This window comes from Lysinibacillus sp. FSL M8-0216, assembly GCF_038595555.1.
GTDB lineage: Bacteria > Bacillota > Bacilli > Bacillales_A > Planococcaceae > Lysinibacillus > Lysinibacillus fusiformis.
The window spans coordinates 1712719-1737616 of sequence record NZ_CP152007.1; the positions used below are offsets into that span (position 1 = coordinate 1712719).

Below are 24898 nucleotides of genomic sequence, written 5' to 3' on the forward strand. Positions count from 1 at the left end.
TAGTTTGTGAAAAATTGAGCAAGAGGGGTCGGGGAAATGATATTTTAAAATAATGTTAGGTGATAGTATTCATCTAATTATGAGAAAGGAATGATGCCTTATTGTGAAGGTTCTTATAGACGCTGATGCCTGTCCAGTAGTGGATTTGGCGCTATCTGTATCATCTGAGTTTGAGATAGAAACTATCTTATTTTGCGATACATCCCATCGTGTAGAACGTGATAATGTAATAACAATTATGGTGCCGAAAGGTCCTGATTCGGTTGATTTTACGCTAGTGAACGCGCTTTCAAAACACGATATTGTCATAACACAGGATTATGGGCTAGCGGCAATGGTTTTAGCAAGAGGAGGGTATCCAATTGATCAAAATGGACGAGAAATGTCTAATGAAAATATCGAACGCCTGCTCGATATGCGCCATGTCGGTCAAAAAATTCGTCGAGCAGGTGGACGCACCAAGGGCCCTAAAAAAAGGACACAAGAAAACAATATTTCGTTTGAAATGAAATTTCGACAAATTTGTGAACGAGCGATTTTTGCACAAAAAATGGAGGACTCTACAGGTGAAAAATGAACGTAAGCATGATCTTTTAGAGCAATTTCCACTGTTAAAATCGATGGCTGCTAAAAATACTGTACTTTGGGAAAATACAAATGGGGTGAAACAGCCGGAAACATCGCTTTTTACTATGCAAGAAGTAAAGGAGGCAGAGGAAACGTTACAACGCTTTTCTTCATATTTAAAAGTGGCATTCCCTGAGCTTGAGGAAAGTAATGGATTAATTGAATCAGACATTCTAGAAATTCCTGCTATGAAAAGTGCGCTTGAAAATAAATATGGCGTGTTGATAGAAGGTCAGTTGCTTTTAAAATCGGATCATGCTTTACCTATCTCAGGCTCCATCAAAGCACGGGGAGGCATTTATGAGGTCTTAAAGCATGCTGAAAGGCTGGCATTAGCAAGTGGGAAGCTTCAAGTAACAGATGATTATGAACGACTAGCATCAGCGGAGTTTCAGTCCTTCTTTCAGCAATATACCATTGCGGTTGGCTCTACTGGAAATTTAGGTTTAAGTATCGGCATTATAGGCAAGAAGCTCGGCTTTAATGTCGTTGTACATATGTCGAGTGATGCCAAGGAGTGGAAAAAAGCTTTACTTAGGGAGAAAGGTGCCACGGTAGTTGAATATGAGGCTGATTACAGTGTTGCCGTTGAACAGGGGCGTCAAGAAGCAGAATTAGATCCTATGTGTCATTTCATTGATGATGAAAATTCAAAGGATCTATTTGCAGGCTATGCAGTCGCAGCATTGCGTTTAAAATGGCAATTAGAAAACATGAACATACCAGTCAGTGTCACACATCCATTGTTTGTGTATTTACCGTGTGGGGTAGGGGGAGGACCAGGCGGTGTTGCCTACGGATTACGAGAAATATTTGGCGAACATGTGCATATTTTCTTCGCAGAACCTGTTGCCTCACCTTGTATGACGCTAGGCTTAATGACTGGACTTCATGATGCTATCAGTGTAGAGGATATAGAATTAGATAATAAAACCGAAGCAGATGGTCTTGCAGTGGGTCGCGCCTCCAAGTTTGTAGGAAAAGTAATGGAGACGTATATAAGTGGCTGCTATACAGTGACAGATGAAGAGTTGTTTACCTCTTTAGGTTTAGCTATCGATAGCGAAAAACTATTTTTAGAGCCATCTGCACATGCAGGAATGTTTGGCGCTATTCGCTTGTCCCAAAAAGGTCAACACTATTTAGCTCAGCGCGGACTAACAAAGCATATGGCGCAGGCAACCCATCTTGTGTGGGCAACAGGTGGCAGTATGGTCCCAGACAGCATGCGTGCTACGTATTTGGCTAAGAGCAGAGATTTAGTTTGAAAATGATGATACTTTTTGTTCGAACAGGGAAAGTCTTGCCCCAATCAAGTTATTCGAAAGCGCAAAAACAGGTGAAGAAAAATTCTTCACCTGTTTTCTTATTATTAACGTTGCAATGCTTTACGTTGAGCTGCTAAATATACTTCTTGAGCTGCAAGGACGCCTGCGCCTGGCTGGAAGTCATAAGCGAAGTCTTGGAGCCCCGCCTCCAATAAGGATACGGCTTGTAGTATATCACTTGGGAAGCAATAGCCCATATGGCCGAATCTGAAAATTTTACCTTGTAGATGACCAAGACCACCTGCAAAATCTAAGTGATATTGCTGCTTAAGGTGCGATAAAAATTCACCAAGCTCAATCCCCTTTGGTGCCTTAATAGCCGTAATGGTAGGGGAGGCGTATTGATTTTCAGTTAAGAGCTCGAGGTGTAAAGCTTTCATAGCACTACGTACCATGTTTTTCATCAGCTCGTGACGGGCAATGGTCTGTGAGAAGCCGCCTTCCTGTTCAATTAGCTGACAAACCTCATGCAGGCCATCAATAAGCGTGATAGCAGGAGTATTTGGCGTCATCCCCTTTTCTGCCCAACTACGATAACTTAATAGATTTAAATAATATGCTGGCGTTTGATTGTCTTCAATGACTTGCCAAGCTTTTTCGCTCACACTAACAAGAGAGAGTCCAGGCGGAAGCATCATCGCTTTTTGCGAGCCTGTCACGAGAATATCAATACCCCAAGCATCCATTTCAGCAGGCGCGCCACCGATGCAGCTTACGCCATCCACGATAACGAGAGCATCAGTTTCGTCATGAATCACTTGTGCTAATTCAGCGACTGGATTTAAAATGCCTGTAGATGTTTCATTATATGTGACGAAAACCGCTTTAATATTTTGTAATGGCTGTAAAAATGCTCGTAGCTCCTCAGGAGTGCAAGCTTGTCCCCATTCTTTTTCGAGCTTATGTACATGGAAGCCATATTGCTCACAAATGGAAACGAAATAGTCACCGAATGCCCCAACAGTAATGACCACAACTTCTTCACCGGCCGCAACCGTATTGACTGCCGCAGCTTCAAGTGCAGCTGTCCCGCCTGATGGCAAGAGTAAAATGTCCTGTGTCGTGCCAAAGACAGGCTTTACGGCTTCAATCGTCTCCCGGTATAATTCCACAAATTCTTGACTCCGATGACTAAAAATATCTCGATTCATTGCCAATTGAACTCTCTTTGGAATCGGTGTTGGTCCCGGATGTCTTAAAATATTTTCATACATATTATCAATCCCCTTTACTTGACAGAAATTCAAAATTTTCTAACTATAATAATAACATACTTCTTGTATAGGCTAGCTGCTTTTTTAATAAATAATGGAAGAGATTGTCATGATTCTATAAATTGAAAAGGAGACCAAGAATATGGAAACAATGAAGCACTATCCATTTATCTATTTTTTGTACGAACGCAATCAGGTGCTTGTATATAAAATTCAAACACTCGATTACATCACATTAGCAAATGTCGTGGAAAAGGGAGAATGGGAGGGGTATGAGCTTCTGCCATCAGAGCCATTTACAACATTTCGGCATGAACAAAGTGATCCTAAAGAGGGATGGTCTTTTTGGGTTGCGGCGGAACACCTTAGTCATTTGGTAGACACCATTAATGATTATATTCAGCTTCAAAGAAAGAGTATGATGACAACAACTGCCCAAGTTGTACATATTGTTTGCTCAGAATTGCAGCAGGCTCCTTACGAGTGGCACTTGCTCCGCCTAAATATGTCATTGGCTTTCCAGAGGATTTGTCTATCGGACCGCTGTGGAAGCTTGATGAAGAAAGAGGACAAGCATGCCGCCAAAAGTGGTTAATGGAAAATAGTAATGATGAGGTGGATAACTTTGTTGGTCATAATAAATTAAAAGAGGCAATTCGAGAGATACGGGATATTCCGAGTCACCTACCTATCTATATTTGGTGTGGGGACAATATAGAAGAACAATGTGGGCTTCGGTTTTTCCTCTATTTATTGCGTGATCAACACAATGAAATATTTCTTATACATACAAATGGACAGCAAGTGATCGAACGTCAGTGGAATCCAAATCTGTATGAAAAAAAGAGATTATCAGTAAAAGAACGTCTAAAATTTCTACAGCAATGGGAAGGTCTGGCAGAATCAACGGCAGTGCTTCGTCAATGGGAGCAACAGCATATTCAAGAGGTGTCTGAAAATTTTTATGACTCTCTCATCGTGAAGAGGCTAAAAGAAATACATCAGGAACAGGGACATGTGGATTTTATTCAAACTGGAACATTTCTTTTAGAGCTACTTGCTAGAATGGATGAATCGCCAAACATCTTTTATTTAGAATATAGAATTCGATATTTAATCTATAATGGCACCCTAGCATTAAAAGGTATTCCTAAATCTATGTGGGATTATTATGTGGAAATATGCCAAAAAACCTCTTTAGTCTGAAGACTTAAAGAGGTTTTAGGATAGTGAACTAGACAGCGAATGGTCTGTTCATTCGCATTAAACCGTAAATAGCAAAGAACAACCCGCCTGTAATAACCATTAGAATCGTGTAAAGTACAGCCTTACCAGTTTCACCACACCAGCGATAGAATAGGCGATATGTGAAATACAATGTAAAGCCCACCATACCTATAGATGCGAGTAAACCGATAACTGGTATAAACGAAACGATAAACAAGCCTGCATAAATAAGGGTATTTTTTAGAGCTGTTGCACGAATCGATTCTCGATTATCTCCACCGGCAGTCAGTAGGAAAAGGCTGTATACATTAATGATAGGAATCCAAGCAATATAGGCTACATCTCCAAAACCATTTGTTTTAGATGTCATAAAATAAATGAGTGCACTAATAATGTAGGCGATTAGCCCAAGAACTAGAGATGCTAAAATTACGATAATAAATAAGCCTCCCATGGCTGCATCCAAATCAGAGTTATAATAATTATAGTCCATCAGAAAAACCTCCCTTCTTAAGAAAATACCTCCTAATGATACCAATCCTATTATGTTTAATCTACAACCATTTATATGTAATTTTTAGTAGAAACGGCACAAATGTACTAGAAAGAAAATTTTTATTCATTCTTTTATGATGATTTTTTGAGTAATGAATGAAAGAAATGCAAAAAATATCCTTGGGAAAATGAATATGCTAGTTTAGGAGAATCATTTTTAAAGTTTTTCACCTTGTACTGCTCACAAACATTACTATCCTATGTTTGTAGTGGTATCTGACATGCCATTTTATTCAGAAAAAAGTCACCTTCCCATATAGAAAGGTGACAATTTTACATGTATTACATGAATTTGGCGATATGCTCTAGCTCAATACGTGAAGAATTATAGGCAGGGGCTGCTGCTTTACCAATCGCAATTAAAATAACGGGTACGATATGATCCGCTAATTCAAAATGTTTGGTGAAGGCTTCTTTATTGAAGCCGCCCATTGGTACTGTATCATAGCCCATGTCTTTTGCTAAAAGCATGATCTGCATGGAAATGAGTCCAGCATCAAATGTAACGATATTCTTTAAAACCTCCTGAGGAAGCTGAGAATATAAGTTCATTGAATTATTAATCATTAAATCCTTTGTTGCTTCATTAATATAACCAAGATCGAAATTTTTTGTAAAGATCGATTCAGCATTTTCGTACATTTTTGTATCGCCTAGGACAGCAATAACAGCTGAGGAAGTTTCCACTTGCTCTTGATTGTTAGCAATGGCACGTAACTCTTTTTTCATTGCCTCATCTTGAATGACTATAAAGCGCCATGGCTGTAAGTTACTTGAAGATGGTGCAGAAGTGGCTTCTACTAGTAGTTCCTCTAGTTGTTCTTGAGGAATTTTATAATTTTCGTCGTATTTACGAACAGATTTACGGTCATGCATAACTTTATATAAATTGCTTTTTGTCACTGTCATTTATTTTGACTCCTTCATTATAAGATGCGTTTTTACTATACGATAAATGATTTCAAATTCCAAGTAAATTGCTCGAATTAAAGAGTCTTGAATATAGGATTTTTGATGAGGTGGTGATCGCCTAAATGTCATGACGCATCAAGCTCAAAATTTGCAAGAAGCAACAACTGCATTTTTCATGCTTTTGATAGAATAAAATATGTATTGGAACGAAGGACGGGGAATCCTGTGGGAAAAGTGGTAGTTGAGGTCGTGGATAGATGGGATATTTTCTGATGGGAGGGATGTAGCTCGAAACTGTCCAGCCGTAGTGATAATCGCTAAAAAAGACTATAGATCCACTCAACTTTTTTGAGCTTGTCTACAGTCTGAAGGGCAACCCTCACTATCTTAATTTAAATGCCTCCCATTCTATATGGCTAGTAGGAGCGGACGATTTGAAGTGCTTCATCATTTTTTCGGGTCCACATAGATAAATACTTGTATGAGCTGGTATGGTCAGCTGGACAAAAGAAAGTCTGTCCACCTGAGATGTATCTATAAAAGTGACCGTAAATTGCTCATTGGATTGCGCATAGTCCAGTAAAAAATCTTTATAAACAATATTATCTACACCATGAAAGGAATAATATAAATCGATTTTCTTAGTTGGCTTTGTTTGCAAATAGGCGATAAATGGCGTAATGCCAATGCCCCCAGCAATCCAAAGTTGTTGATTGGCTCCTTTGGCAAAGTCAAAATGACCAAAAGGACCATCAATGGCAACAGGGGTATCCACTTGTATTTCATTGTAGACCTGCTTTGTAAAATCGCCGACAGCTTTGATTGTCACCCTAATTGTTACTCCATCCCCACCAGAAATAGAGAAGGGGTGTGGTGCTTTTTCAATGCCTTCCTGAAAGATTTTTAGAAAGAGAAATTGTCCAGGGCGGTAATGAAGTTTTTTCGTGAGGGTTAGCTCTAATTCGATAACATGGGCATTCAATTTTTGAATGTTGGAAATAGTTCCGTTATACGGGAAGAACATATCTTGATACATAGTCATCATATACAGGGCAGACATAAATCCAATGGTTGTCGTAAGAGCTGTGAAAATACCTAATGCTGAAGGCTGTAATAAATCATATTCGCTCGAAAAATAAGTATGGTAAATGCCCAATGTATAAGGAAGCAGCAATAAGCGGTGTAGCCAACGCCAATGCTCATATTTTAAAAATTTTGCTAGGAATGCGAGGGCGATCAGAATAATAAAGCCATATTGTGCGAACTCACCAAGCTCTTTCGCCCATTCACGAAAAGATGTTTGTGGCAGATCTTCATCGGGAACCATTTTTTGCAATTGTCCATGGATAATGATGAACGCAAGTGAAAACATGGCCAAAACTTTATGATAAAAATTTAGGCGCTCTAGCCCATGGAACCAGCGCTCTAATATTTTCATTCTTGTAGAGAAAAGAAACACAAGGAAGAGTCCTGTAATCGCTAAGCCTCCAATAATATGGGCAAGCTTGTTCAGTGGATGAATGGGTGTCAGCGGTGTAGCAAAATACCAAAGGCATGCGCTACTTCCCATCGCCAATATAATAAGTAGTTGTCCTCTATACGCTTTCATAAATAACCTCCATTCTTATTTTTAACCATATATTTTATGGCTATACAATTATTGGATGAAAATATTTTAGATCGTACGTTCGGAATGTATGTTCCCTTTTGGGCATATGTATGTTACATTAAGAAGGTTCGCAAAATGCGTAAGAAGGGTGGAAGTAATTTATGCAAGGGAATACCCATATTGTTGGGGGCATTACAGCAAGTTTAGCCTTTGCACAAATTTCTAATGATAATCCGCTTGTTTTGGTAGGGGCAGGCGTTATCGGTGCATTACTTCCAGATATTTGCCATGGTGGTAGCAAAATCGGAAGGAAGCTTCCCATCATTTCAAAAATGGTTAATTCGTTGTTTGGACATCGTTCCTTTACACATAGTTTACTGTTTTTATTTTTGATGGGGATGCTACTACATACATTTATACCGTATAAATCCATTACAATAGGTATTTTATTAGGGATGGCAAGTCATGTTTTACTGGATATGGGGACCAAAAAGGGTGTTAAACTATTTTTCCCAGTATCCATTTCGGTGCGTCTACCACTTACTACAAAAACAGGTAGTAAAGTTGAAAAAGTAGTGTTTACATTGTTAACAATGCTCTCAGTCTTTTTTAGCTATGAAATTATTGTGCAGCTTCTTGCTACTATTTAAGCAAAGAAACCCCTAAGAGTGTAAGATGCTCCCCATTAGGTAGGCAGACAAAAACATCTGTTTATCTATGGGGAGTATTTTTTTGTAAGCTGCTTTGTTTTTTTTTGTGAGTTGAAGCTTTGAAAGTATGCTAAAACAATGGGGGATTGTCCATAATTTTTATGGAGGTTTTTCATTAAAAAATACCTGAAACTAGCGATTGACCTTTGCGTAACGCAAACCTTTATAATAAGTGCTGCTCAAAAAGGAACCCCTGTACGAGAAAATTCTCATGCAGGGGTTTTATAGGTTGTGCATCTTATTGGGTTATGCTAGAAATGCAGGCCACTCATCAGTCAGCCTGTACCTCTTCGACCGTTTGTTCAACCTCTGTTCGTGTAATTTTTTCACGACCATCTTGCATGGCTTTCAATGTTTTATGCGCTAATGCAAGTGGTAATCGACAAAATAATAATACGGTGCGTTTATTAATATCTTTCATATAAAGATCAGCTTTTGCGAGATTTTCCTCTGCATAAGCAAATAAGTCCTCGCGTGTCCAGCCGTCAGGAACGAAACTTACGCCACGCTCATCCATATCCTCATGCTGATTGCGTAAAATATTGACAGCCTGGAGACCTCGACCATAGCCAATTGCTAAATCTCGATCTGTTTGAATGTCTGCACCCCACGCCCAAAGCTCAGACAGCATTGTCCCAACAAGCCCTGCTACGTAGTATGTATAATCATCTAAATCCTCGCGTGTATGCACCTGCCAATTAGCTTTAGACCACTTCGCCATACCAAAGGCCATTTCACTTGTAGAGGCTTGGACAATTTTTCGTGATTCCTCAGGGCAGAATGTTAGCCAATCTGCTAAGCGGAGGGTTACCTCAGGTAACTGTGCCGCATAAGGCGCTAACAATTCTTGATATGCCTCATCATTAAATGTGTCCTTTAAAAGGTCACTAGTTACTGATAATAAATCAAACTTTACATCATTGGAAAGCTGTTCATGATCTTCTATTTCATCAATGGCGCGCATTGCTAAATAGGCAGCTGCTACCGATACCTTTAAATCATTTTTTAAGAAAGTGATAGGTATATAAAAAGTGCGACTTGTGTCTTTTAAAACTTGCATCGCCTCTTTATAAAGTCTTTTTTGATCTTTCACTTGTATTCCTCCGTTCAAATGGTTCCACATCTATAGTATATCGTATCGTAAAAATGGGGAAAGATAAAACAGATTGTTCATGATTATGGAGATATTCTTTGAAAACGGTTACTAAAAATGATATAGTTTAATAGTAAACTATTTAGACATATACTTTTATTGTGGTCTAAAAGTGTCGGTTTATACTAGTACGACAGACAAATTTCAAGTGAGAGGAAGTATAAAGTAATGGGACGTTTAAATAATAAAATCGCAATGATTACAGGTGGAGCATCTGGAATGGGGGCAGCGATGGCAAAATTGTTTGCACAAGAAGGGGCTACAGTCATTGCAGCGGATATTAACGAGGAGAACCTAGCGAAAATTTCAGAGCTAGAAAATGTAGAGGGTATGAAATTAGATGTTTCTTCTGACGAAAACTGGGCAGAAGTGACAAAAGCGATTGTCGAAAAATATGGCCGTATTGATATTTTAATTAACAATGCTGGTATTTCTTCCGAAAAAGGTCCAGATGAAATTACACAAGCGGACTGGACAATCATGCATAATATCAATGCTTTTGGTCCATTCCTTGGCATAAAACATGCAGCTAAATATATGAAGGAAGCAGGAAAGGGCTCAATCGTTAATACATCATCTTACACGGCGATTATTGGTGCAGGCTTCAATGCATATACGGCATCTAAAGGTTCTTTACGTGCGATCGCTCGTGCAGCAGCTTCCGAGCTTGGTGCTTTCAATGTCCGTGTCAATACGGTATTCCCAGGTGTTATTGAAACACCGATGACAGCAAAATTATCGGAAGCAAAAGAAGCTATGGATATGTTAGTAAAAACTACGCCAATGGGACGTCTTGGTCAACCAGAAGAAGTAGCAAATGCAATCTTATTTTTAGCATCCGATGAAGCCTCTTATATTACAGGTGCTGAGTTAGTTATTGATGGTGGTTATTCAGCTCGTTAATTAATAGTAAAGAATAAGAAAGTGGAAATGCCTGTGTTCAAGCAGTGCATTTTCACTTTTTTTGTTTTTTTAGTAGAATGATGTTAAAGTATTATAATTCGTCAAGATCCCGCTGTTGATTAGAAAAATTTTGATAATTTTCGTGTTTTTTTCATGATTGTTTATGAAGTTATTGCACAATCATTTCAACAGCGTTAAAGTTTAGAAAGGGCGAAAATGTCATTACAAGATTTGGGGGACTGTACGAAGCATTATGGTTTCGTATAATAACTAGTTAGTCAGGATTTTGGCACACAAAAAACTCCTTGCAAAATCCTTGACACCAATGAAGGCATGAAACTTAAATAGTTGCCTGACTACTAGCGTAATGGTCATTAGGTAGATGAGATTACGTAATAAACACAAAGGAGAATAGTATGCCAAAGGCTATAGGTATTGATGCAGGTGGCACATTGACAAAGGTTGCTTATTTAGATGAAGACAATGAACTTATTCTAACAACCTTCCCGTCAAATGATTTGCTGTCTGTGAAAAATTGGATTATTGATCATCCAGATATTGAGGATATTGGTGTTACGGGGGGACGTACAGAACAATTACTTGATGTCATTAAAACGATGAAATCGATTCATTATATAGTAGAATTTGAAGCTACATTAAAAGGTGTTCGTTTTTTATTAAATAAAGAAGGCTACTTGTTTGAACGTAGTATGATTACTAATATCGGAACAGGAACTTCTATACATTATATGGAAGATAATACACATATACGCGTTGGTGGGACAGGCGTTGGTGGCGGTACATTAATAGGATTGTCAGCGCTTACAACAGGCATTACAGACTATAATGAAATTCGTGAAATGGCTGCTAACGGTAATCGAGAAAGTATCGATTTATTGGTCAAGGACATTTACCAAGGAATGGACACACCGATTGATGGTCATTTAACTGCTAGTAATTTTGGTAAAGTGGGCATTACACAATCATTGAAGCATCCTGCTGAGGATATTATTGCCACTGTACAGGGACTCGTTGGCGAAGTGATTACAACATTAAGTATTCAATATGCCGAGGAAAAAAATACACAGCATATCGTCTATATTGGATCGACTCTCAGCAATAATGAGCATCTTACCCGCGTAATTGCCAATTATACACGCACGAAAAAGCATACACCTGTCTTTATTAATGATCATGGCTTTTCTGGAGCTGTGGGAGCATTATTGAATATAACGGAATATACAATTGTTTAAAGACAGATAAGAATGAACATGACTAACGGGAGTTAGTGGTGTTCATTTTTTTTTTACAAAAATGCCCGAAAAAAAGACCTCATATAAACGGTAGTACATGAGCAAATTATAGGTAGGAGGTGATATCTGTGGGCAACCGAAATAATAAAAACAGCAAAAAAACAATGAATGCCAGAACGCATAATCCTTTTGGCACCTACAAAAGCAAAGACCTCGATAGAAGTAATAGTAATAATAACAACCCGAATGACAACTTGAATGAGGAGTTCGCGGCAGAATTTGATGCGAAGGCCAAAAATAAAAACAATAAAACGAATCATGATAAAAATCAACAATCCAATAAAAAAAGCTAATTATTATTTGGAGGTGTAAGCAATGGCGAAGAAAAGAAAAACAAGCTTTAAAAAGAAAAAGAAAGAGGATACACATAAAAAGAATGATCGGGAAGAATACTCAGCAGAGTTCAACCAAGTCATTCATAATAATCCTCAACAGCCAAAACAATAAACACTTCAGCTCCATAAGTAAAAGCTTTTGGAGCTCTTATTTTTTACTTGGTTCATCATTCTATACCGTCTAATGAGGAGGGTTTTCTGTGAAAAAAGTGTATGTAATGCTTGGACTTCTGTTTGCCGTGCCATTACATATCCCTGAGATGGTTTTGGCACAGCAAGAAACACCTGCCTATGCGAAGTGGGGAAAGATGGCGGTAGAAGAAGTGAAGGGGAAGTATCCTCATGCCAAGATTGTGGATTATTTACATGAGGGCAAGGAAGTACATGGGGCGTCAACCATTGAAAAATTTAAGCTTTGGCTGAAGCAACCTGACAAAGAATTTGGAGTTCATGTAAGAATTAGCTATCTTACCTCAACGCAAGAAGTAGAAAAAATTGAATTACAGGAAAGCCAGTCATAAAAAAGGGGATGCCTATGTTTAGGCATCCTCAATGCTTATCCCTCTAATTTTTGAATAAATTCACGCATAAGCCCTGGTAAATCTGGCCACGCATGTCCGCTTATTAAGTTTCCATCTGTGTGAAGATTGGCATCAATGTAAGTGGCTCCTGCTATTTGGACTTCAGGCTTGCAGGCAATATAGGCTGTTAGTTCGCGCCCTTTTAGTATATCGGGGATGGTTGCAAAAATTTGTGCTGCGTGACAAACAGCGGCAATCGGTTTATTGGTTTCAAAGAAATGGCTAACAAGTGTTGGTACATGCTCATTTAAACGAATATATTCTGGCGCCCTACCACCTGGAATTATTAATCCATCAAATTGTGATGGATCAACATCTGCAAAAGAAGCATGTGCCTCTAAGCCATAGGCAGGACGTTCAATATACGTATCGACGCCCTCTACAAAGTCATGTAAGACAGTTTGTAATTTCTTTGCGGATGGTGCAGCAATTGTGACATCAAAACCTGCCTCAAGACAACGATAATAAGGATAAAAAATCTCTAAAGCTTCTACTGCATCTCCTGCTAGTATTAAAACCTTTTTCCCCATGATTCCATCTCCTTTTCATTGTGAATCTCCTTGCTTAATTCGACATATGCAAAAAATTTCCTGCAAACATAGAACGACCTTTGCCAAATTAGTTACTTTACAAAGAAAAAAATGAAGCGTATAGTTTATTTAGCTAGGTAAATAATTTTAGGAGGTAGACCAGATGAATCCAATATTCCATGCTTTATTCCAAAAAAGCCGGTATTTAACGAACTGCTTAAATGAAGTTTTGAAGCAGCATCATTTATATAGCTCACAGTGGACCATTTTATATTGTTTACATAAAAACGGGCCTATGACCTTAACGCAAATATGGAAATATTTAAATGTAGAGGCACCAAGCATTACAAGAGCTATCACACGATTAGAAACTTTAGGCTGGGTGGAACGATTAGACGGGGAGGATAAGCGTGAAAAAATTGTAACCTTAACTGCACAGGCCAATGAGCGCTTACCAGCCATTACAGAAACGATTTTAGCGTTTGAGGAAGAAATGGTAGGATCACTGACGGCTGAGGAACAGCAGCAGTTTATGATATTACTGGAAAAAATGAAAGGTTGATTGACATGCAGCAAGAGGAAAATACACAAATATGGACAAAGCGGTTCATTAGTCTCTTTTTAACAAATATCTCAGTCTTTTTTGTTTTCTATGGGCTAGTTACGACTTTGCCGCTTTATGCCATCGGTGAACTACACCAAACGGATAAGGAAGCTGGCTTATTATTGTCAGGTTTTTTACTTTCAGCGATTATTGTGCGTCCATTTTCAGGTAAATTATTAGATGTGTTTGGAAAAAAAAAATTGCTAGTGCTATCCATAGCCGGCTATTTTATTTGTACTGTTTTATATTTATTCATACATCCATTTGGACTTTTACTTGGTCTTCGTTTTATTCAGGGGATTTTCTTTAGTATTATTACAACAGCCGCAGGATCATTAGCTGCAGATATTGTACCAGCTAAGCGAAAAGGGGCAGGCTTAGGGTATTTCACGATGTCTACCAATCTAGCTGTTGTCATTGGGCCATTTATCGGCCTCTTATTAATTCAATATAGCACTTTTAACGTGTTATTTATTATCATGAGTATTTGTATATTAGCTGGGGGCATTTTAGCATTAACGGTTAATACCGACGATTTACCGCAGCCAACACATAAAGGGAAATTAACGTTCACCTTCCACGATTTATTTGAGCGTAAGGCTTTGCCCGTTGCAGCCATCGCTAGTTTAGTAGCTTTTTCCTATGCAAGTGTTTTATCATTTTTATCGGTTTATGCACAGCAGAAAGATTTAATGGCGGTTGCCAGTCTTTTTTATGCCATGTTTGCAGCAGCTATGTTAATTACACGTCCATATACAGGTAAAATTTATGATACAAAGGGGCCTCAATTTGTCATACTTCCTGGTATTATCTCTTTTGCTATCGGACTTATCATGTTAGCCTTCGTTGAAGGACCTATCTTATTTTTGAGTGCAGCTATTTTTGTAGGCTTTGGCTACGGAGCAGTAACAACTAGCTTACAAGCTTTAGCCGTTCAATCAACAGCCATCCAACGAAGCGGTTACGCAACAGCAACCTATTTCACGATGTTTGATCTTGGAATTGCCCTAGGTTCTTATATATTAGGAATGGTAGCCGTACAGGCAGGGTATGCTTCTGTTTACTTATCAGGAGCCGGATTATTAGGAGTGGTCTTTATCATTTATCTCCTACGTCTTGCAAAGATAAAGCCGAAAAAAGTAGTGAATATATAGTAAAACAGTTGGGACACACCCAACTGTTTTTTGCTTTTATTATAAACGACCATAGCCAACGAAATGTTTTTTCCAATAGGCGTTATTTATATTAGCAATAGTAACGCCTCCATTACTAGCATTGATCATTGCCAATATAGATGCCGGCATGAGAAATTCCTGCTTTATATGTATTAGCAAAAAACACGATATCTCCGACTTGAGGTGAACTTACTTTTTTAGCGGACTGATAAAATCCAGCTGCCGTTTTACGTGGTGTTGACTTACCAGCTTGATTAAAGACATAGGTGATATAGCCTGAGCAGTCAAAGCCTGTGCTCGGTTTTACCCCACCAAATGTATATTTGACACCTAATTGTTGCTTGGCGACCTGAAGTAATTTGGACGACGCGTTCGGTGTGGTAGACAGTTGTTGATGGATCGTTAATTTTTGTCCAACATAAATATTGGAAGACGATAAATGATTTAAGTTCATCAATGTTTGATAGGATACACCGTGATGATTGGCAATCTTCCATAAGGAATCACCAGATTGAACGGTATAGGTCGCAGCTGATGCTGATTCTACTGTTGAAAAAAGTACGGATGCGCTTAATGCCAATGCCGCTAATTTCATGCCCCATCTATACTTTTTACTGCTCTTCATGCTTTCTTTCCTCCTATAATGTTAAAATTTAATACGAAATTGATTTTAACATCATATTATTACAGTTAGATGTCAATAAAATAACAATACAAAGACTTTTTACAATGGGATGAACATGGTTTTTTTCTGATGATTTAGGGCTAGATGGGGGGAGACAATGACCTGCTGAAGTTTGATCTAATCGGAGAACAAATGGTTTAAATAAGAAGGGAGAAAACCAAATAACCAGATACTCAAATGAGTACCTGGTTTGATTTTATTCTAATCCTAATTGAGTTTTGTTCATTAATTTACCACCTTGAAACATTAACGAGGCATTGGCACCTAAGGATTTACCATTATAAGTATACATAACGATATCCCCTGATTCAGAAAGAACCGCACCTTCGCCACCAAGGATATCGAATACTTGTTCTTTTGTCATTCCATTTTCTAGCTTGTTAAATTGGTCAAGAGTAATTTGGATATCAGACGTTTCAACACCGAATTGTGCTTTATTGATTAACTTACCACCTTGGAACATCATTGTAGAAGATGACATGACGCCATCTGTTTCAAATTCGTACATAACAGTGTGGTGAGGTTCACCAGCTGAGCCTGTTTCAGACATAATATTGCCCTCGGCACCAACAATTTTTACAACTTCTTCGTATGTCATGCCATCTTTAATTTGTTTGAATTTTTCTTCTGTCAATTTACCTTCTTCTTTTGCAGCTGGTGCGGATGCTTCTAGTTTAGAATCATTTGTTGATTCATCCTTTGTAGCGGTCTCTCCACATCCAGCTAAGCCAAGACTTAATAATAGTGCCGTGCTAAAAATGAGTTTTTTCTTCATAATGAATTCCCCTTTAATTAAAAGTATTATTAAATTGTATCAATAATGGAAGGTATTGTCATTATGTAAAAAACAACCTATTTTTATCTAGCATATCAGGGTTAATTAATATTTTTCTTTAGGCACAATGGAGGTTTCAATTCCATTATTCCATGTTCTGAATAGCATGATGGCAAGACATAAAGCAATGATTACTGCACCCAATCCTACCCAATTCAAATTTAGGACGGAGGTATGGCTGATGACAAGCCCGCCTAATCCAGAGCCTAGCGCAAAACCAAATTGAATAAAGGACGTATTGATGCTTAGGGCAATATCTGGATTTCGAGGTACCAAGGTGACCAAAAATAACTGCTGAGCAGGGGAAATACTCCATGTTGCTAGCATGAATATCATGAGAACTAAGATCAACACAAAGAGATGGAAGCCCGCTAGCGTGAATAAAAGTAAGGTTACTCCCTGTAAGAACAGTCCGAAATAAATGGTGAATTTCGAACCTTTTGTATCTGCTAATTGTCCGCCCATTCTTGATCCCATGAAGCTACAAATTCCTGCTAGAAATAGAATGCCACTAATTTCAGTTATGGAAAGGGTGGATGTGGCTTGCAAGAAGGGCGTAATATACGTGAATAGAGTAGCGTATCCACCGATATAAAATATAGTAATAGCCAGGGCAGTGAGAATTTTTGGGTCTTTTAAAATAGAGAGCTGCATTCTAAGGGTAACAGTTTCTTCTTCTTTGATTGCTGGAACCCTTTTATAAACAGTTAGCAATGGGAGAATCGTTAATAAACCGATCAAAATAAACAAAACTCTCCATCCAAACATTTCACTAAAAAAGGTACCGATCGGAACACCAAGCACGAGTGAGCTACTTAGACCCATCAAAATAATCCCGATTGCACGGCCTCTTTTTTCTTTTTCAACTAGTCGTGTAGCTACTGCCATGGCTACCACTGTAGCAATTCCTCCGCTAACCCCTTGCATAATTCGTATCCACAGTGCTGCTTCATAAGCAGGACTTATAAACATTAGTACGTTGCTGACAATAAACACACCTATAGTTATAATGAGTAACTTTTTACGGTCCATATTGATTGTGAGGGCGATTAGAATCGGAGCGATAATGGCCGCAGCGAGGGCAAATACAGTCACCAATAACCCAGCTTCAGAAACGGTTACTCCAAAGTCCACGGCAATCATTTCAATTACTCCTGTAATAATGTACTCAACAGTTCCGATTAGAAAAACAACAAATGCTAAAATATAGATAATCATATTATTTTTCAACTCAATTCCCTCCGCCTTTTTAATTTCTCTCTATAATGGGAATTTGTATTTCCATTAATTGTGCATTCTGTGACGTAGATAACGGTAAATATATTTCCCTACCAGGTTCGTTTTCTTTAATCTGATAGTTGTTTCTTTCAATCCATTTAGCTAAATCTACACAGGCTGTACTAGCAAAATGAGAATCCGAGCGAAAGGTCATGGTTGCCATCATCGGCTCAGAGGGAAGTGTTCGTAATTGAAATGTATCTGGATACGATGGAAGCTCCCGGCTTAAAAAATAACCGACTTCAAATTCGAACTCATCTTCTGGGTCCTCTATTTCTTTCCATAAAACGACCTGAGGACTTTGAGTCAATTGGCGAGTTTCCTTTAGTAATATGTGATTAAATGTCCGAAATAGATCCGGAATGTCTTCTTCTCTTCCGTGCGCCTTCAAAGAAAGGAACTGCTGGGTATCTTCAGCCTTGATCCTGATTTCTTGTACGGTTTCTACTTGCCCCTCACTTTCTAAAAGCTGCATACGTTCCTCAATCCGAGCAAGCTTGGCTTGTTCCATATCAATAATGCGTTGGATTTCACTTTTTTTTAGCTTAAACATCCCTTGAATATCCTTGAATGTAATATCCTCATGGAGCAAATGAATGATTTGTGGCAAAGTGAATCCTAATTCCTTATAAATAAAAATACGATTGATTTCAAGTAGCTGGTCTGCCGAATAGTAACGATAGCCAGTTTCATGATCCACCTTTCTTGGCTTTAATAGACCAATCTGATCATAGTAGCGCAATGTTTTTAAGGATACTTTGCTTAGCCTAGAAAACACACTAATTTTAAACAAAATATCACCTCCAATCTCTATCATAATGGAAGTATATAGTTTCCCGTGCAGGGGAAAGTCAAGAGCAAAATAATTTTTATTCAAGCAGGAACATTTTTAGGTTTTGATCTATAAATTCAGAATCTGGCTCATGCTGTCCAATCCCTGCACAATGTCCCCATTTCGATTCGATAGGGAGGAAGCGGGCATTTGGCATATGTAGTGCATCATAGTTATTATCCTCTGGAGGAAAGAAAAGATCTGTACTTCCTGGCATGACCAATGCACGAGCTGTAATCTTGCTTAATGCCAGCTCGAAATCACCATCATACATCGCATTGGTACTAATATTCCCCGTAATGCCAGTACGTAGCATGGAGATCAGATCATTGGCATCAAAGCTTAAAAACACTTGATCCCAGTAATCTACGAGATATTCCTCCAGCGTTTCATAGCCTTCTTGCCGATAGAGCTGTTCTAAATAATAAGCCTGTGAGAAGCCCCAAGCTGCATAGACACGTCCCATGGCAGCCAATCCTACTTTAGGTTGCTTGGTGTAAAAACCATTTTTCCAGCTAGAATCAGCTTGAAGGGCAGCAATCATTCCTTCAAATACAACCTTGGCATGTGGTCTGGTCATGGCAGTCCCTCCGAATGGAGCGATTCGTTCGACCATATCAGGGTAGCTTGCTCCCCACTGAAAGGTTTGTACAGCCCCTAGCGACCAGCCGACTACGAGTGCTATTTTGGTAATACCAAACTTTTGAGTAACCAATTGGTGCTGTAGTCGCACATTATCATAAATCGAAATGAGAGGGAAATTTGCTTGATCATATGGCGCTGGTGTATTACTTGGAGAAGAGGATAATCCATTGCCAAGCATATTCGGTATGATGATAAAATACTTCTCTGGGTCCAGTGCCTTACCAGTTCCGATTAACCATTCATTATCGGTATGCAAACCTGCAAACCATGTGGGATAAACAATAACATTATTCTTTTCTGCATTGAGTGTCCCATATGTTTTATAGGCGAGAACTGCATTTGGCAGTATGTCACCTGATTGTAGCTGAATGTCTCCCAGTTCATAAAGTTCATAATCTCTCATGTGAAAAACTCCCTTTCGTAATTAAAGATGGATTAAATGGCCTTTCTTGTCATTACTCTACGAGAATGCTATTGTTAAGTCAAAGAAACGTTTTTGAATAAAACGTTCATTTTTTTTGAATTACGGGGTGAAATTTACTATGGAATTGCGTCAATTAAAGACCTTTTATACACTTGCTTCGACCCTCAGTTTTAGCCGTACTGCCGAAGTGCAAAACTATGTTCCATCAACGGTTACGATGCAAATGAAGGCATTAGAAGAAGAACTCGGTGTTAAGCTGGTGGATAGATTAGGGAAAAAAGTAATTCTGACCGATGCCGGTAGACGTTTTCTAGATTATGTAGTCCGTATATTGGATGAAATTGAAGAAGCAGAGCATGCCGTTAAGCAATCGGGCGAAATGACGGGGACGTTGGTCATTAGCGCAGATGAAACGTTGTGCACGTACCGTCTGCCTGCTGTTTTGCGTCTGTTTCGCTTACGTTATCCAGGAATTCGGCTCATATTTCGGCCGTTGTCTCATTCGAATTTAAAACAGAGTTTGCGAGAAGGGGACGCGGACATTATTTTTATGCTCGATGAGGACAAAAAAGAGATGGGCTTTTGCGGAGAAAAAATGCAGGATGAGCCCTTTTATATTTTGGTAGCTCCCGATCATCCTTTAGCTTCACGTACTGAATTGGACATTGAAGATTTTAATGGGGAGACCTTTTTGCTGACGGAAAAGGGGTGTTCCTATCGCACATTTTTTGAACGGAGTCTTTCACAAAAGGGTATGGGCGGAATTACCGAATTGGAATTTAACAGTGCGGAGGCCATTAAACAATGTGCGAAAATCGGAATGGGCATCGCGATCTTACCTGAAATGGCTGTGACAGCAGAATTGAGTAGGGGGGAGCTGGTCTCGTTGCCATGGGATATGACAGCCACATCGTTTGCCACCCAAATGTTTTGGCATGAAGAAAAGTGGATTTCGCCTGCCATCCATGCTTTTTTAAATTTGGCACGAGACAGCTTTGTGAATAATAAATAAAAAGGGAGAGCAGTTACGTCTGCTCGCCTTTTAGTTTAGGTTCTTTTGTAAAAATGCCTTTGTCCGTTCATTTTGTGGGTTCGTAAAGAAGTTTTCTGGGTGGTCGGATTCGATAATTTGTCCATCATCCATAAAGACAACCTTATTGGCTACTTCTCGCGCAAAGCCCATTTCATGTGTAACGACAATCATCGTCATATGGTCTTCAGCTAAGCTTTTCATGACCTTTAATACTTCTCCTGTCAGCTCTGGATCTAAGGCAGACGTTGGCTCATCAAATAATAAAATTTGAGGGTTCATCATTAAAGCACGGGCAATTGCAACTCGTTGCTTTTGACCACCGGATAGATTAGCTGGATAGGCGTTTGCCTTCTCGGAAAGTCCAATTTTTTTCAATAAATCTAGACAACGGCTCGAAATGGCTTCAGCTGATTCTTGTTTTAATAAGAGAGGGGCCATTTCAAGGTTTTGCTGGACTGTTAAGTGGGGGAATAGGTTAAAATGTTGAAAGACCATCCCCATTTTAGCTGTCAGGTTTTTGATTTCCTGAGGCTTGGCATAAACGCCGTCCTGCACAAGATAATCACCATCTACTAAAATGCTACCACCATCAATTTCTTCTAAATGAATTAAGCTTCGAAGCATTGTACTTTTACCAGATCCAGAGGGACCAATCACCGCAATGACATCGTTCTTCTCCACTGAAAATGAAATTTGTTTAAGAACCTCCACTTGATTGAAAGATTTCTTTAAGTTTGTTACTGCCATCAATGCCATATAGATCACCTCTATTCAAATATAAAACGTTTTTCTAGCCATTTAAAGAATACGGTCAAGATCAGCGTCATGATTAAATAAATAGCACCAGCAATAAAGAAAGGTACAATCGTAAAGTCACGATTGACGGCTATTTGTGCAAAATGTAGCAATTCTGGAACAGCTACAGCATAGAGCAGGGCTGTGTCCTTAATTAGCGTAACCGATTCATTCGATAAAGCTGGTAATGCTACGCGAAACATTTGTGGCAAAATGACACGTGTTGTTGTTTGCCATTTTGATAAACCGAGTACTTGTGCTGCCTCATATTGTCCTTTATCGATGGCGAGTAAACCACCACGAAAAATTTCAGCAAAGTAGGCAGCGTAATTTAAAATAAAGCCAAGACATGCGGCTACAAAACGATCCAATACTAAATATTCACCGATTACTGGCAGCATAGGTAGACCAAAGCAAATTAATAATAATTGTAGTAATAGTGGCGTACCACGCATGATATAAATATACGTATGTGCAAGCCAAGAAAGTGGTTTAATACGACTTTTCACTGCGAGTGTTAGTAAAAAGCCAAATGGAATCGATATAAGAATGGCGATGAAAAACAGTATAACTGTCATTTTCGCGCCTTCTAGCATCGGCCATATCATAGTTTGCCAGTAATCTGCCATAGTGATGTCCCTCCAAAAAGAGTAAGAGTTTCGCAGAGGAAACTCTTACAATAAATATCCTGTCCTTATTTTAAAACTTTATCCTCACCGAACCATTTTGTTGAAATGTCAGCTGCTGTACCATCTTCATTCATTTTGTCAAATGCAGCTTGCAGTTTTTCCAATAATGCTTCGTTCCCTGGTTTTACACCAATACCGTATTGTTCGGGAGCAAGTGATTCCTCTAATAATTTAAATGTATCAGGCTCTTGTGTCATGTAATATTCTGCTACAACAGCATCAATTACGACGGCATCGACACGACCTGTTTTTAAGTCTGATAAAGCTAAAACGTTATCCGAGAATTCTGTAATGGTTTTCACTTCTTTATGGATAGGGTTACCATTTAATGCATCTGCAGCAGAAGAAAGAGATTGAATGCCTACTTCTTTGCCTGCTAAATCATTTAATTTAATAATCTTAGAATCTGCTTTTGTCATAACCACTTGAGAGTTTTCAAGATAAGGCTTTGTAAATAATACTTTTTCTTTGCGCTCATCTGTAATGGTATAACCGTTCCAAATTAAATCAATACGTCCACTGAGTAATTCAGCCTCTTTCGTTTTCCAGTCGATTGGTTGGAATTCAGCTTCTACGCCCATATGCTCAGCTGCCGCACGTGCTAAATCTATATCGAATCCCACGATTTCATTTTTATCATCACGGAAGCCCATTGGTGCAAATTTATCGTCAATACCAATAATGATGGTTTCTTGATCAGCTGAAGATTGGTCTTTCTCTGCTGATTTTTCTTTTGATGTGCCACATGCTGCTAAAACAATTACAGTTGTTAGCATCATAACTAAAGTGATTATACGTTTCATCCTTTATTTCCCCCTATATAAATCTATCGCTTTCGTTTGCTAAACTACTAATGTGTTAAAGGATATCACCGAGGCTAATGGATGTCAATATCGTTTTGGATTAATCAGAAAATTTTATGCATTTTATAGCTAATTTAGTATGATCTTTGTAAGAAAATTGATTTCATAAAAATAATGGAACAGGAGATAGTAAGTATCTGAATAGAAGGGGAAAGAAAAGGGACTGTTATAGTAAACAGTCCTGTGGCATGCATTGGTTAATGATTATTGTTTTGTATAGCTTTTCGTGCCAAGGCATCAGCAGCTTTGTTTTGAGAATCAGGCACCCATTTAATAAAAAATAAATCGAAGGTGTTGGCGAGCCATAATGCTTTTTCCAGAAAAGGTTTAAATTCCTCGTTTTTCACATATTCTTTTTCCATAGAAGCGACAACGATTTTAGAATCAGAGCGAACGGAAACAAGTGTAGAATTAAGCTTTTGTGCTTCCTCGAGTCCCCGGACTAAAGCAGTAAATTCAGCAATATGATTATTTGTTAGCCCGATATACTCACTAATTTGTATATGTTGACCCTCTCCTTTAATAAATATACCAATGCCACTTGGACCAGGGTTACCTGCACTAGCAGCATCTATATAAACCTCTAACATATCATCCCTACTTTACTATTTGACTTCCATATAATTGTACAACATGGATACGCTGTAAAACACCTATGTGCTAGTCGTGATGTGCTTGAAAAAAATTGCTGAAGTGGATAAACAAAATAGTTGCTTGTTCAAAATGAACGCTTCATAATAGTAGGAAGTGAATTTTGGACGTGAAAGGAGCGAGAGTTCACATGGATAAAGTGACGGTTATGAAGGATATAGACGAACTGCATGATACGTATTGCGCAGATTGCTTAGTCATTCAGCAATTACGTAAAGAACGTGGTAAACCAGGAGCTCATCGCTTCTGTATTGAAGCTTGTTCAATTGGAGAAAAGCTACAGTTTTTAGGTGAAGAGCTTTTGAAAGTTTACAGTAAATAAATAGGCACCGTTTAGAAAAAGCTACACTTATCAGCAAATGCTAATAAATGTAGCTTCTTTTTTAGGTTTTATTTTGTTTCGACATAGCTAGTTAAATCTTGGTAATACTTTGTAAGTGAAGAAGCGGAAATATCAAAAGTTGCGGCAATTTCTTTTACCGTCATAGAAAGAGATTCAAAGAGCTCTTTTTCCTGGCCATAACGAATTGCACCAGCAGCAATAGCCGCCTCTTTGCGCGCAGTAGGTTGTCCTTCTATTAAATAGTCCTCTAATAGCTCAAGTATTGGAGCTGTTTCACGATCATTTTGCTCTAAGAATTCTTTTACTTGTGTAAGGACTGTGCTTTCAAAATTAGTGAATTCTTCCCCTTTATAGCCGTTGGAGACAAGTAATTCCCAGAATGCAAGATGTTCTTCTTTTAAGAAAGCTCCAACCTTTTTCTCGGATGCTTCAAAGTTTTTCTTGAATTCTTCAAATACTTTTAAATGGTCCTCAGGGAAGAAAATCAATGTAGACACAGCTAAATAATGTGTCAATTTCTTCGTTCCATCCGGTAAAATAAAGGCAAAGACATGCATGCCTTCCGGAATTGGTTTATTATTTTCACGACGAATATAAAGCTCTTCATTTGTAAGTAAATGGCTAGCTTTAAAATATTTTTCCTCAACAACAGTTACCGTACCGATAAATAATGTAGGGTGAGACCAGTCTTCCAGTACTTTTACTGTAGAAGGTCTAACTGCTTTTTTCTTCGTTTTCTTTAAATAACTTTTCCAAATAGATGGCTCTTGATGGAAGAAAAAGTCGTCTAAAGCGATGGCTTCAATCAGCTCACGCTGTAGCACGCTCTCTAATTTAGGTTGCCATGTGCCTACATGCTCGATATAAGCACGAACATCTTTACGCTCAGGATACTCTAAGTAAAATGTTTGTAGCACACGCTCTAATTCTTCGATTTGTACTGTTTCCACTGTTACTTGTTGTTTACCTTCACAACATTTTTTATATTTTTTGCCGCTACCGCATGGGCATGGATCATTACGTTTTACCATAATTAGAACACTTCCTTT

Annotated in this window: 30 protein-coding genes; 14 read left to right on the forward strand and 16 right to left on the reverse strand. The window is 38.5% G+C overall.

Annotated elements, in window-relative coordinates:
• The first annotated feature begins 103 nt into the window (after positions 1-103).
• Together MKX57_RS08025 and MKX57_RS08030 are read left to right on the forward strand one after the other, a co-directional pair.
• On the forward strand, positions 104-577 hold the full coding sequence (locus MKX57_RS08025; protein WP_008181474.1) for a YaiI/YqxD family protein: 474 nt from the start codon (positions 104-106) through the stop codon (positions 575-577).
• Positions 567-1895 (forward strand): D-serine ammonia-lyase, encoded by a 1329-nt coding sequence (locus tag MKX57_RS08030; protein WP_342550886.1) that lies wholly within the window; start codon positions 567-569, stop codon positions 1893-1895. The genes MKX57_RS08025 and MKX57_RS08030 overlap by 11 nt, the downstream gene beginning before the upstream one ends.
• Positions 1896-1999: 104 nt before the next feature.
• Here the strand turns inward: MKX57_RS08030 and MKX57_RS08035 are convergent, their stop codons facing one another.
• Positions 2000-3169 (reverse strand): alanine--glyoxylate aminotransferase family protein, encoded by a 1170-nt coding sequence (locus MKX57_RS08035; protein ID WP_043990802.1) that lies wholly within the window; start codon positions 3167-3169, stop codon positions 2000-2002.
• Positions 3170-3311: 142 nt separating this feature from the next.
• On the opposite strand from MKX57_RS08035, the gene MKX57_RS08040 reads away from it, so the two are divergent.
• Together MKX57_RS08040 and MKX57_RS08045 are read left to right on the forward strand one after the other, a co-directional pair.
• Positions 3312-3764: a hypothetical protein gene (locus tag MKX57_RS08040; RefSeq protein ID WP_237068760.1), complete on the forward strand. Its 453-nt coding sequence runs from the start codon at positions 3312-3314 to the stop codon at positions 3762-3764.
• Complete coding sequence (locus MKX57_RS08045) at positions 3653-4375, forward strand: DUF1835 domain-containing protein (RefSeq protein ID WP_342550887.1); 723 nt, start codon at positions 3653-3655, stop codon at positions 4373-4375. The genes MKX57_RS08040 and MKX57_RS08045 overlap by 112 nt, the downstream gene beginning before the upstream one ends.
• Before the next feature lie 28 nt (positions 4376-4403).
• On the opposite strand, the gene MKX57_RS08050 is transcribed toward MKX57_RS08045, so the two are convergent.
• The 3 genes from MKX57_RS08050 to MKX57_RS08060 form a co-directional block, all read right to left on the reverse strand.
• Complete coding sequence (locus MKX57_RS08050; protein WP_008181464.1) at positions 4404-4889, reverse strand: hypothetical protein; 486 nt, start codon at positions 4887-4889, stop codon at positions 4404-4406.
• A 344-nt stretch (positions 4890-5233) separates the two neighbouring features.
• Complete coding sequence (locus MKX57_RS08055; RefSeq protein ID WP_089985068.1) at positions 5234-5860, reverse strand: nitroreductase family protein; 627 nt, start codon at positions 5858-5860, stop codon at positions 5234-5236.
• A gap of 385 nt (positions 5861-6245) precedes the next feature.
• A complete protein-coding gene (locus MKX57_RS08060) occupies positions 6246-7472 on the reverse strand; it encodes a ferric reductase-like transmembrane domain-containing protein (protein ID WP_239354446.1) in 1227 nt (408 codons plus the stop codon).
• Between the two features lie 161 nt (positions 7473-7633).
• Between MKX57_RS08060 and MKX57_RS08065 the strand changes: the two genes are divergently transcribed.
• Complete coding sequence (locus MKX57_RS08065; protein ID WP_008181459.1) at positions 7634-8122, forward strand: metal-dependent hydrolase; 489 nt, start codon at positions 7634-7636, stop codon at positions 8120-8122.
• Between the two features lie 331 nt (positions 8123-8453).
• Here the strand turns inward: MKX57_RS08065 and MKX57_RS08070 are convergent, their stop codons facing one another.
• Positions 8454-9275 carry a squalene/phytoene synthase family protein gene (locus MKX57_RS08070; protein WP_239354448.1) on the reverse strand — a complete coding sequence of 274 codons (822 nt, stop codon included), beginning with the start codon at positions 9273-9275 and terminating at the stop codon, positions 8454-8456.
• 228 nt (positions 9276-9503) lie between these two features.
• On the opposite strand from MKX57_RS08070, the gene MKX57_RS08075 reads away from it, so the two are divergent.
• From MKX57_RS08075 to MKX57_RS08095, 5 genes are all read left to right on the forward strand, one after another.
• Positions 9504-10238: an SDR family oxidoreductase gene (locus MKX57_RS08075; protein ID WP_008181884.1), complete on the forward strand. Its 735-nt coding sequence runs from the start codon at positions 9504-9506 to the stop codon at positions 10236-10238.
• Between the two features lie 416 nt (positions 10239-10654).
• Entirely contained in the window at positions 10655-11491 is an 837-nt protein-coding gene (coaW, locus tag MKX57_RS08080) for a type II pantothenate kinase (RefSeq protein ID WP_089985063.1), read from the forward strand.
• A gap of 128 nt (positions 11492-11619) precedes the next feature.
• Positions 11620-11844, forward strand: coding sequence for a hypothetical protein (locus MKX57_RS08085; protein WP_025115069.1), 225 nt, complete (start codon positions 11620-11622; stop codon positions 11842-11844).
• 22 nt (positions 11845-11866) lie between these two features.
• Complete coding sequence (locus tag MKX57_RS08090) at positions 11867-11998, forward strand: hypothetical protein (RefSeq protein ID WP_004269370.1); 132 nt, start codon at positions 11867-11869, stop codon at positions 11996-11998.
• Positions 11999-12086: 88 nt separating this feature from the next.
• On the forward strand, positions 12087-12407 hold the full coding sequence (locus MKX57_RS08095; RefSeq protein WP_008181862.1) for a DUF3889 domain-containing protein: 321 nt from the start codon (positions 12087-12089) through the stop codon (positions 12405-12407).
• 35 nt (positions 12408-12442) lie between these two features.
• On the opposite strand, the gene MKX57_RS08100 is transcribed toward MKX57_RS08095, so the two are convergent.
• Positions 12443-12997: a DJ-1/PfpI family protein gene (locus tag MKX57_RS08100; protein ID WP_089985061.1), complete on the reverse strand. Its 555-nt coding sequence runs from the start codon at positions 12995-12997 to the stop codon at positions 12443-12445.
• 163 nt (positions 12998-13160) lie between these two features.
• Between MKX57_RS08100 and MKX57_RS08105 the strand changes: the two genes are divergently transcribed.
• Both MKX57_RS08105 and MKX57_RS08110 read left to right on the forward strand, forming a co-directional pair.
• On the forward strand, positions 13161-13559 hold the full coding sequence (locus tag MKX57_RS08105) for a MarR family transcriptional regulator (RefSeq protein ID WP_008181866.1): 399 nt from the start codon (positions 13161-13163) through the stop codon (positions 13557-13559).
• A 5-nt stretch (positions 13560-13564) separates the two neighbouring features.
• On the forward strand, positions 13565-14755 hold the full coding sequence (locus MKX57_RS08110; protein ID WP_089985175.1) for an MFS transporter: 1191 nt from the start codon (positions 13565-13567) through the stop codon (positions 14753-14755).
• A gap of 115 nt (positions 14756-14870) precedes the next feature.
• On the opposite strand, the gene MKX57_RS08115 is transcribed toward MKX57_RS08110, so the two are convergent.
• From MKX57_RS08115 to MKX57_RS08135, 5 genes are all read right to left on the reverse strand, one after another.
• Positions 14871-15401 carry a LysM peptidoglycan-binding domain-containing protein gene (locus MKX57_RS08115; protein WP_342550888.1) on the reverse strand — a complete coding sequence of 177 codons (531 nt, stop codon included), beginning with the start codon at positions 15399-15401 and terminating at the stop codon, positions 14871-14873.
• 256 nt (positions 15402-15657) lie between these two features.
• On the reverse strand, positions 15658-16236 hold the full coding sequence (locus tag MKX57_RS08120) for a DUF3862 domain-containing protein (RefSeq protein ID WP_107921814.1): 579 nt from the start codon (positions 16234-16236) through the stop codon (positions 15658-15660).
• A gap of 105 nt (positions 16237-16341) precedes the next feature.
• Positions 16342-17526, reverse strand: a complete 1185-nt coding sequence (locus tag MKX57_RS08125) for an MFS transporter (protein ID WP_043990831.1) — start codon at positions 17524-17526, stop codon at positions 16342-16344.
• A gap of 19 nt (positions 17527-17545) precedes the next feature.
• Positions 17546-18367: a MerR family transcriptional regulator gene (locus MKX57_RS08130; RefSeq protein WP_342550889.1), complete on the reverse strand. Its 822-nt coding sequence runs from the start codon at positions 18365-18367 to the stop codon at positions 17546-17548.
• A 76-nt stretch (positions 18368-18443) separates the two neighbouring features.
• Positions 18444-19454 carry an alpha/beta fold hydrolase gene (locus tag MKX57_RS08135; protein ID WP_342550890.1) on the reverse strand — a complete coding sequence of 337 codons (1011 nt, stop codon included), beginning with the start codon at positions 19452-19454 and terminating at the stop codon, positions 18444-18446.
• Positions 19455-19593: 139 nt separating this feature from the next.
• On the opposite strand from MKX57_RS08135, the gene MKX57_RS08140 reads away from it, so the two are divergent.
• The gene (locus tag MKX57_RS08140; RefSeq protein ID WP_342532481.1) at positions 19594-20487 is read left to right on the forward strand and encodes a LysR family transcriptional regulator; all 894 of its coding nucleotides are present in this window, start codon (positions 19594-19596) and stop codon (positions 20485-20487) included.
• Positions 20488-20517: 30 nt separating this feature from the next.
• On the opposite strand, the gene MKX57_RS08145 is transcribed toward MKX57_RS08140, so the two are convergent.
• The 4 genes from MKX57_RS08145 to MKX57_RS08160 form a co-directional block, all read right to left on the reverse strand.
• Complete coding sequence (locus tag MKX57_RS08145; protein WP_342532482.1) at positions 20518-21264, reverse strand: amino acid ABC transporter ATP-binding protein; 747 nt, start codon at positions 21262-21264, stop codon at positions 20518-20520.
• Between the two features lie 11 nt (positions 21265-21275).
• The gene (locus MKX57_RS08150; protein ID WP_342550891.1) at positions 21276-21932 is read right to left on the reverse strand and encodes an amino acid ABC transporter permease; all 657 of its coding nucleotides are present in this window, start codon (positions 21930-21932) and stop codon (positions 21276-21278) included.
• Positions 21933-21997: 65 nt separating this feature from the next.
• A complete protein-coding gene (locus MKX57_RS08155; protein WP_090001779.1) occupies positions 21998-22795 on the reverse strand; it encodes an amino acid ABC transporter substrate-binding protein in 798 nt (265 codons plus the stop codon).
• 257 nt (positions 22796-23052) lie between these two features.
• A complete protein-coding gene (locus MKX57_RS08160) occupies positions 23053-23445 on the reverse strand; it encodes a ribonuclease HI family protein (RefSeq protein ID WP_089985051.1) in 393 nt (130 codons plus the stop codon).
• Positions 23446-23636: 191 nt separating this feature from the next.
• Between MKX57_RS08160 and MKX57_RS08165 the strand changes: the two genes are divergently transcribed.
• A complete protein-coding gene (locus MKX57_RS08165) occupies positions 23637-23828 on the forward strand; it encodes a zinc-finger domain-containing protein (protein WP_012293843.1) in 192 nt (63 codons plus the stop codon).
• A gap of 68 nt (positions 23829-23896) precedes the next feature.
• On the opposite strand, the gene MKX57_RS08170 is transcribed toward MKX57_RS08165, so the two are convergent.
• On the reverse strand, positions 23897-24880 hold the full coding sequence (locus MKX57_RS08170; RefSeq protein ID WP_089985049.1) for an SEC-C domain-containing protein: 984 nt from the start codon (positions 24878-24880) through the stop codon (positions 23897-23899).
• Positions 24881-24898 lie beyond the last annotated feature (18 nt).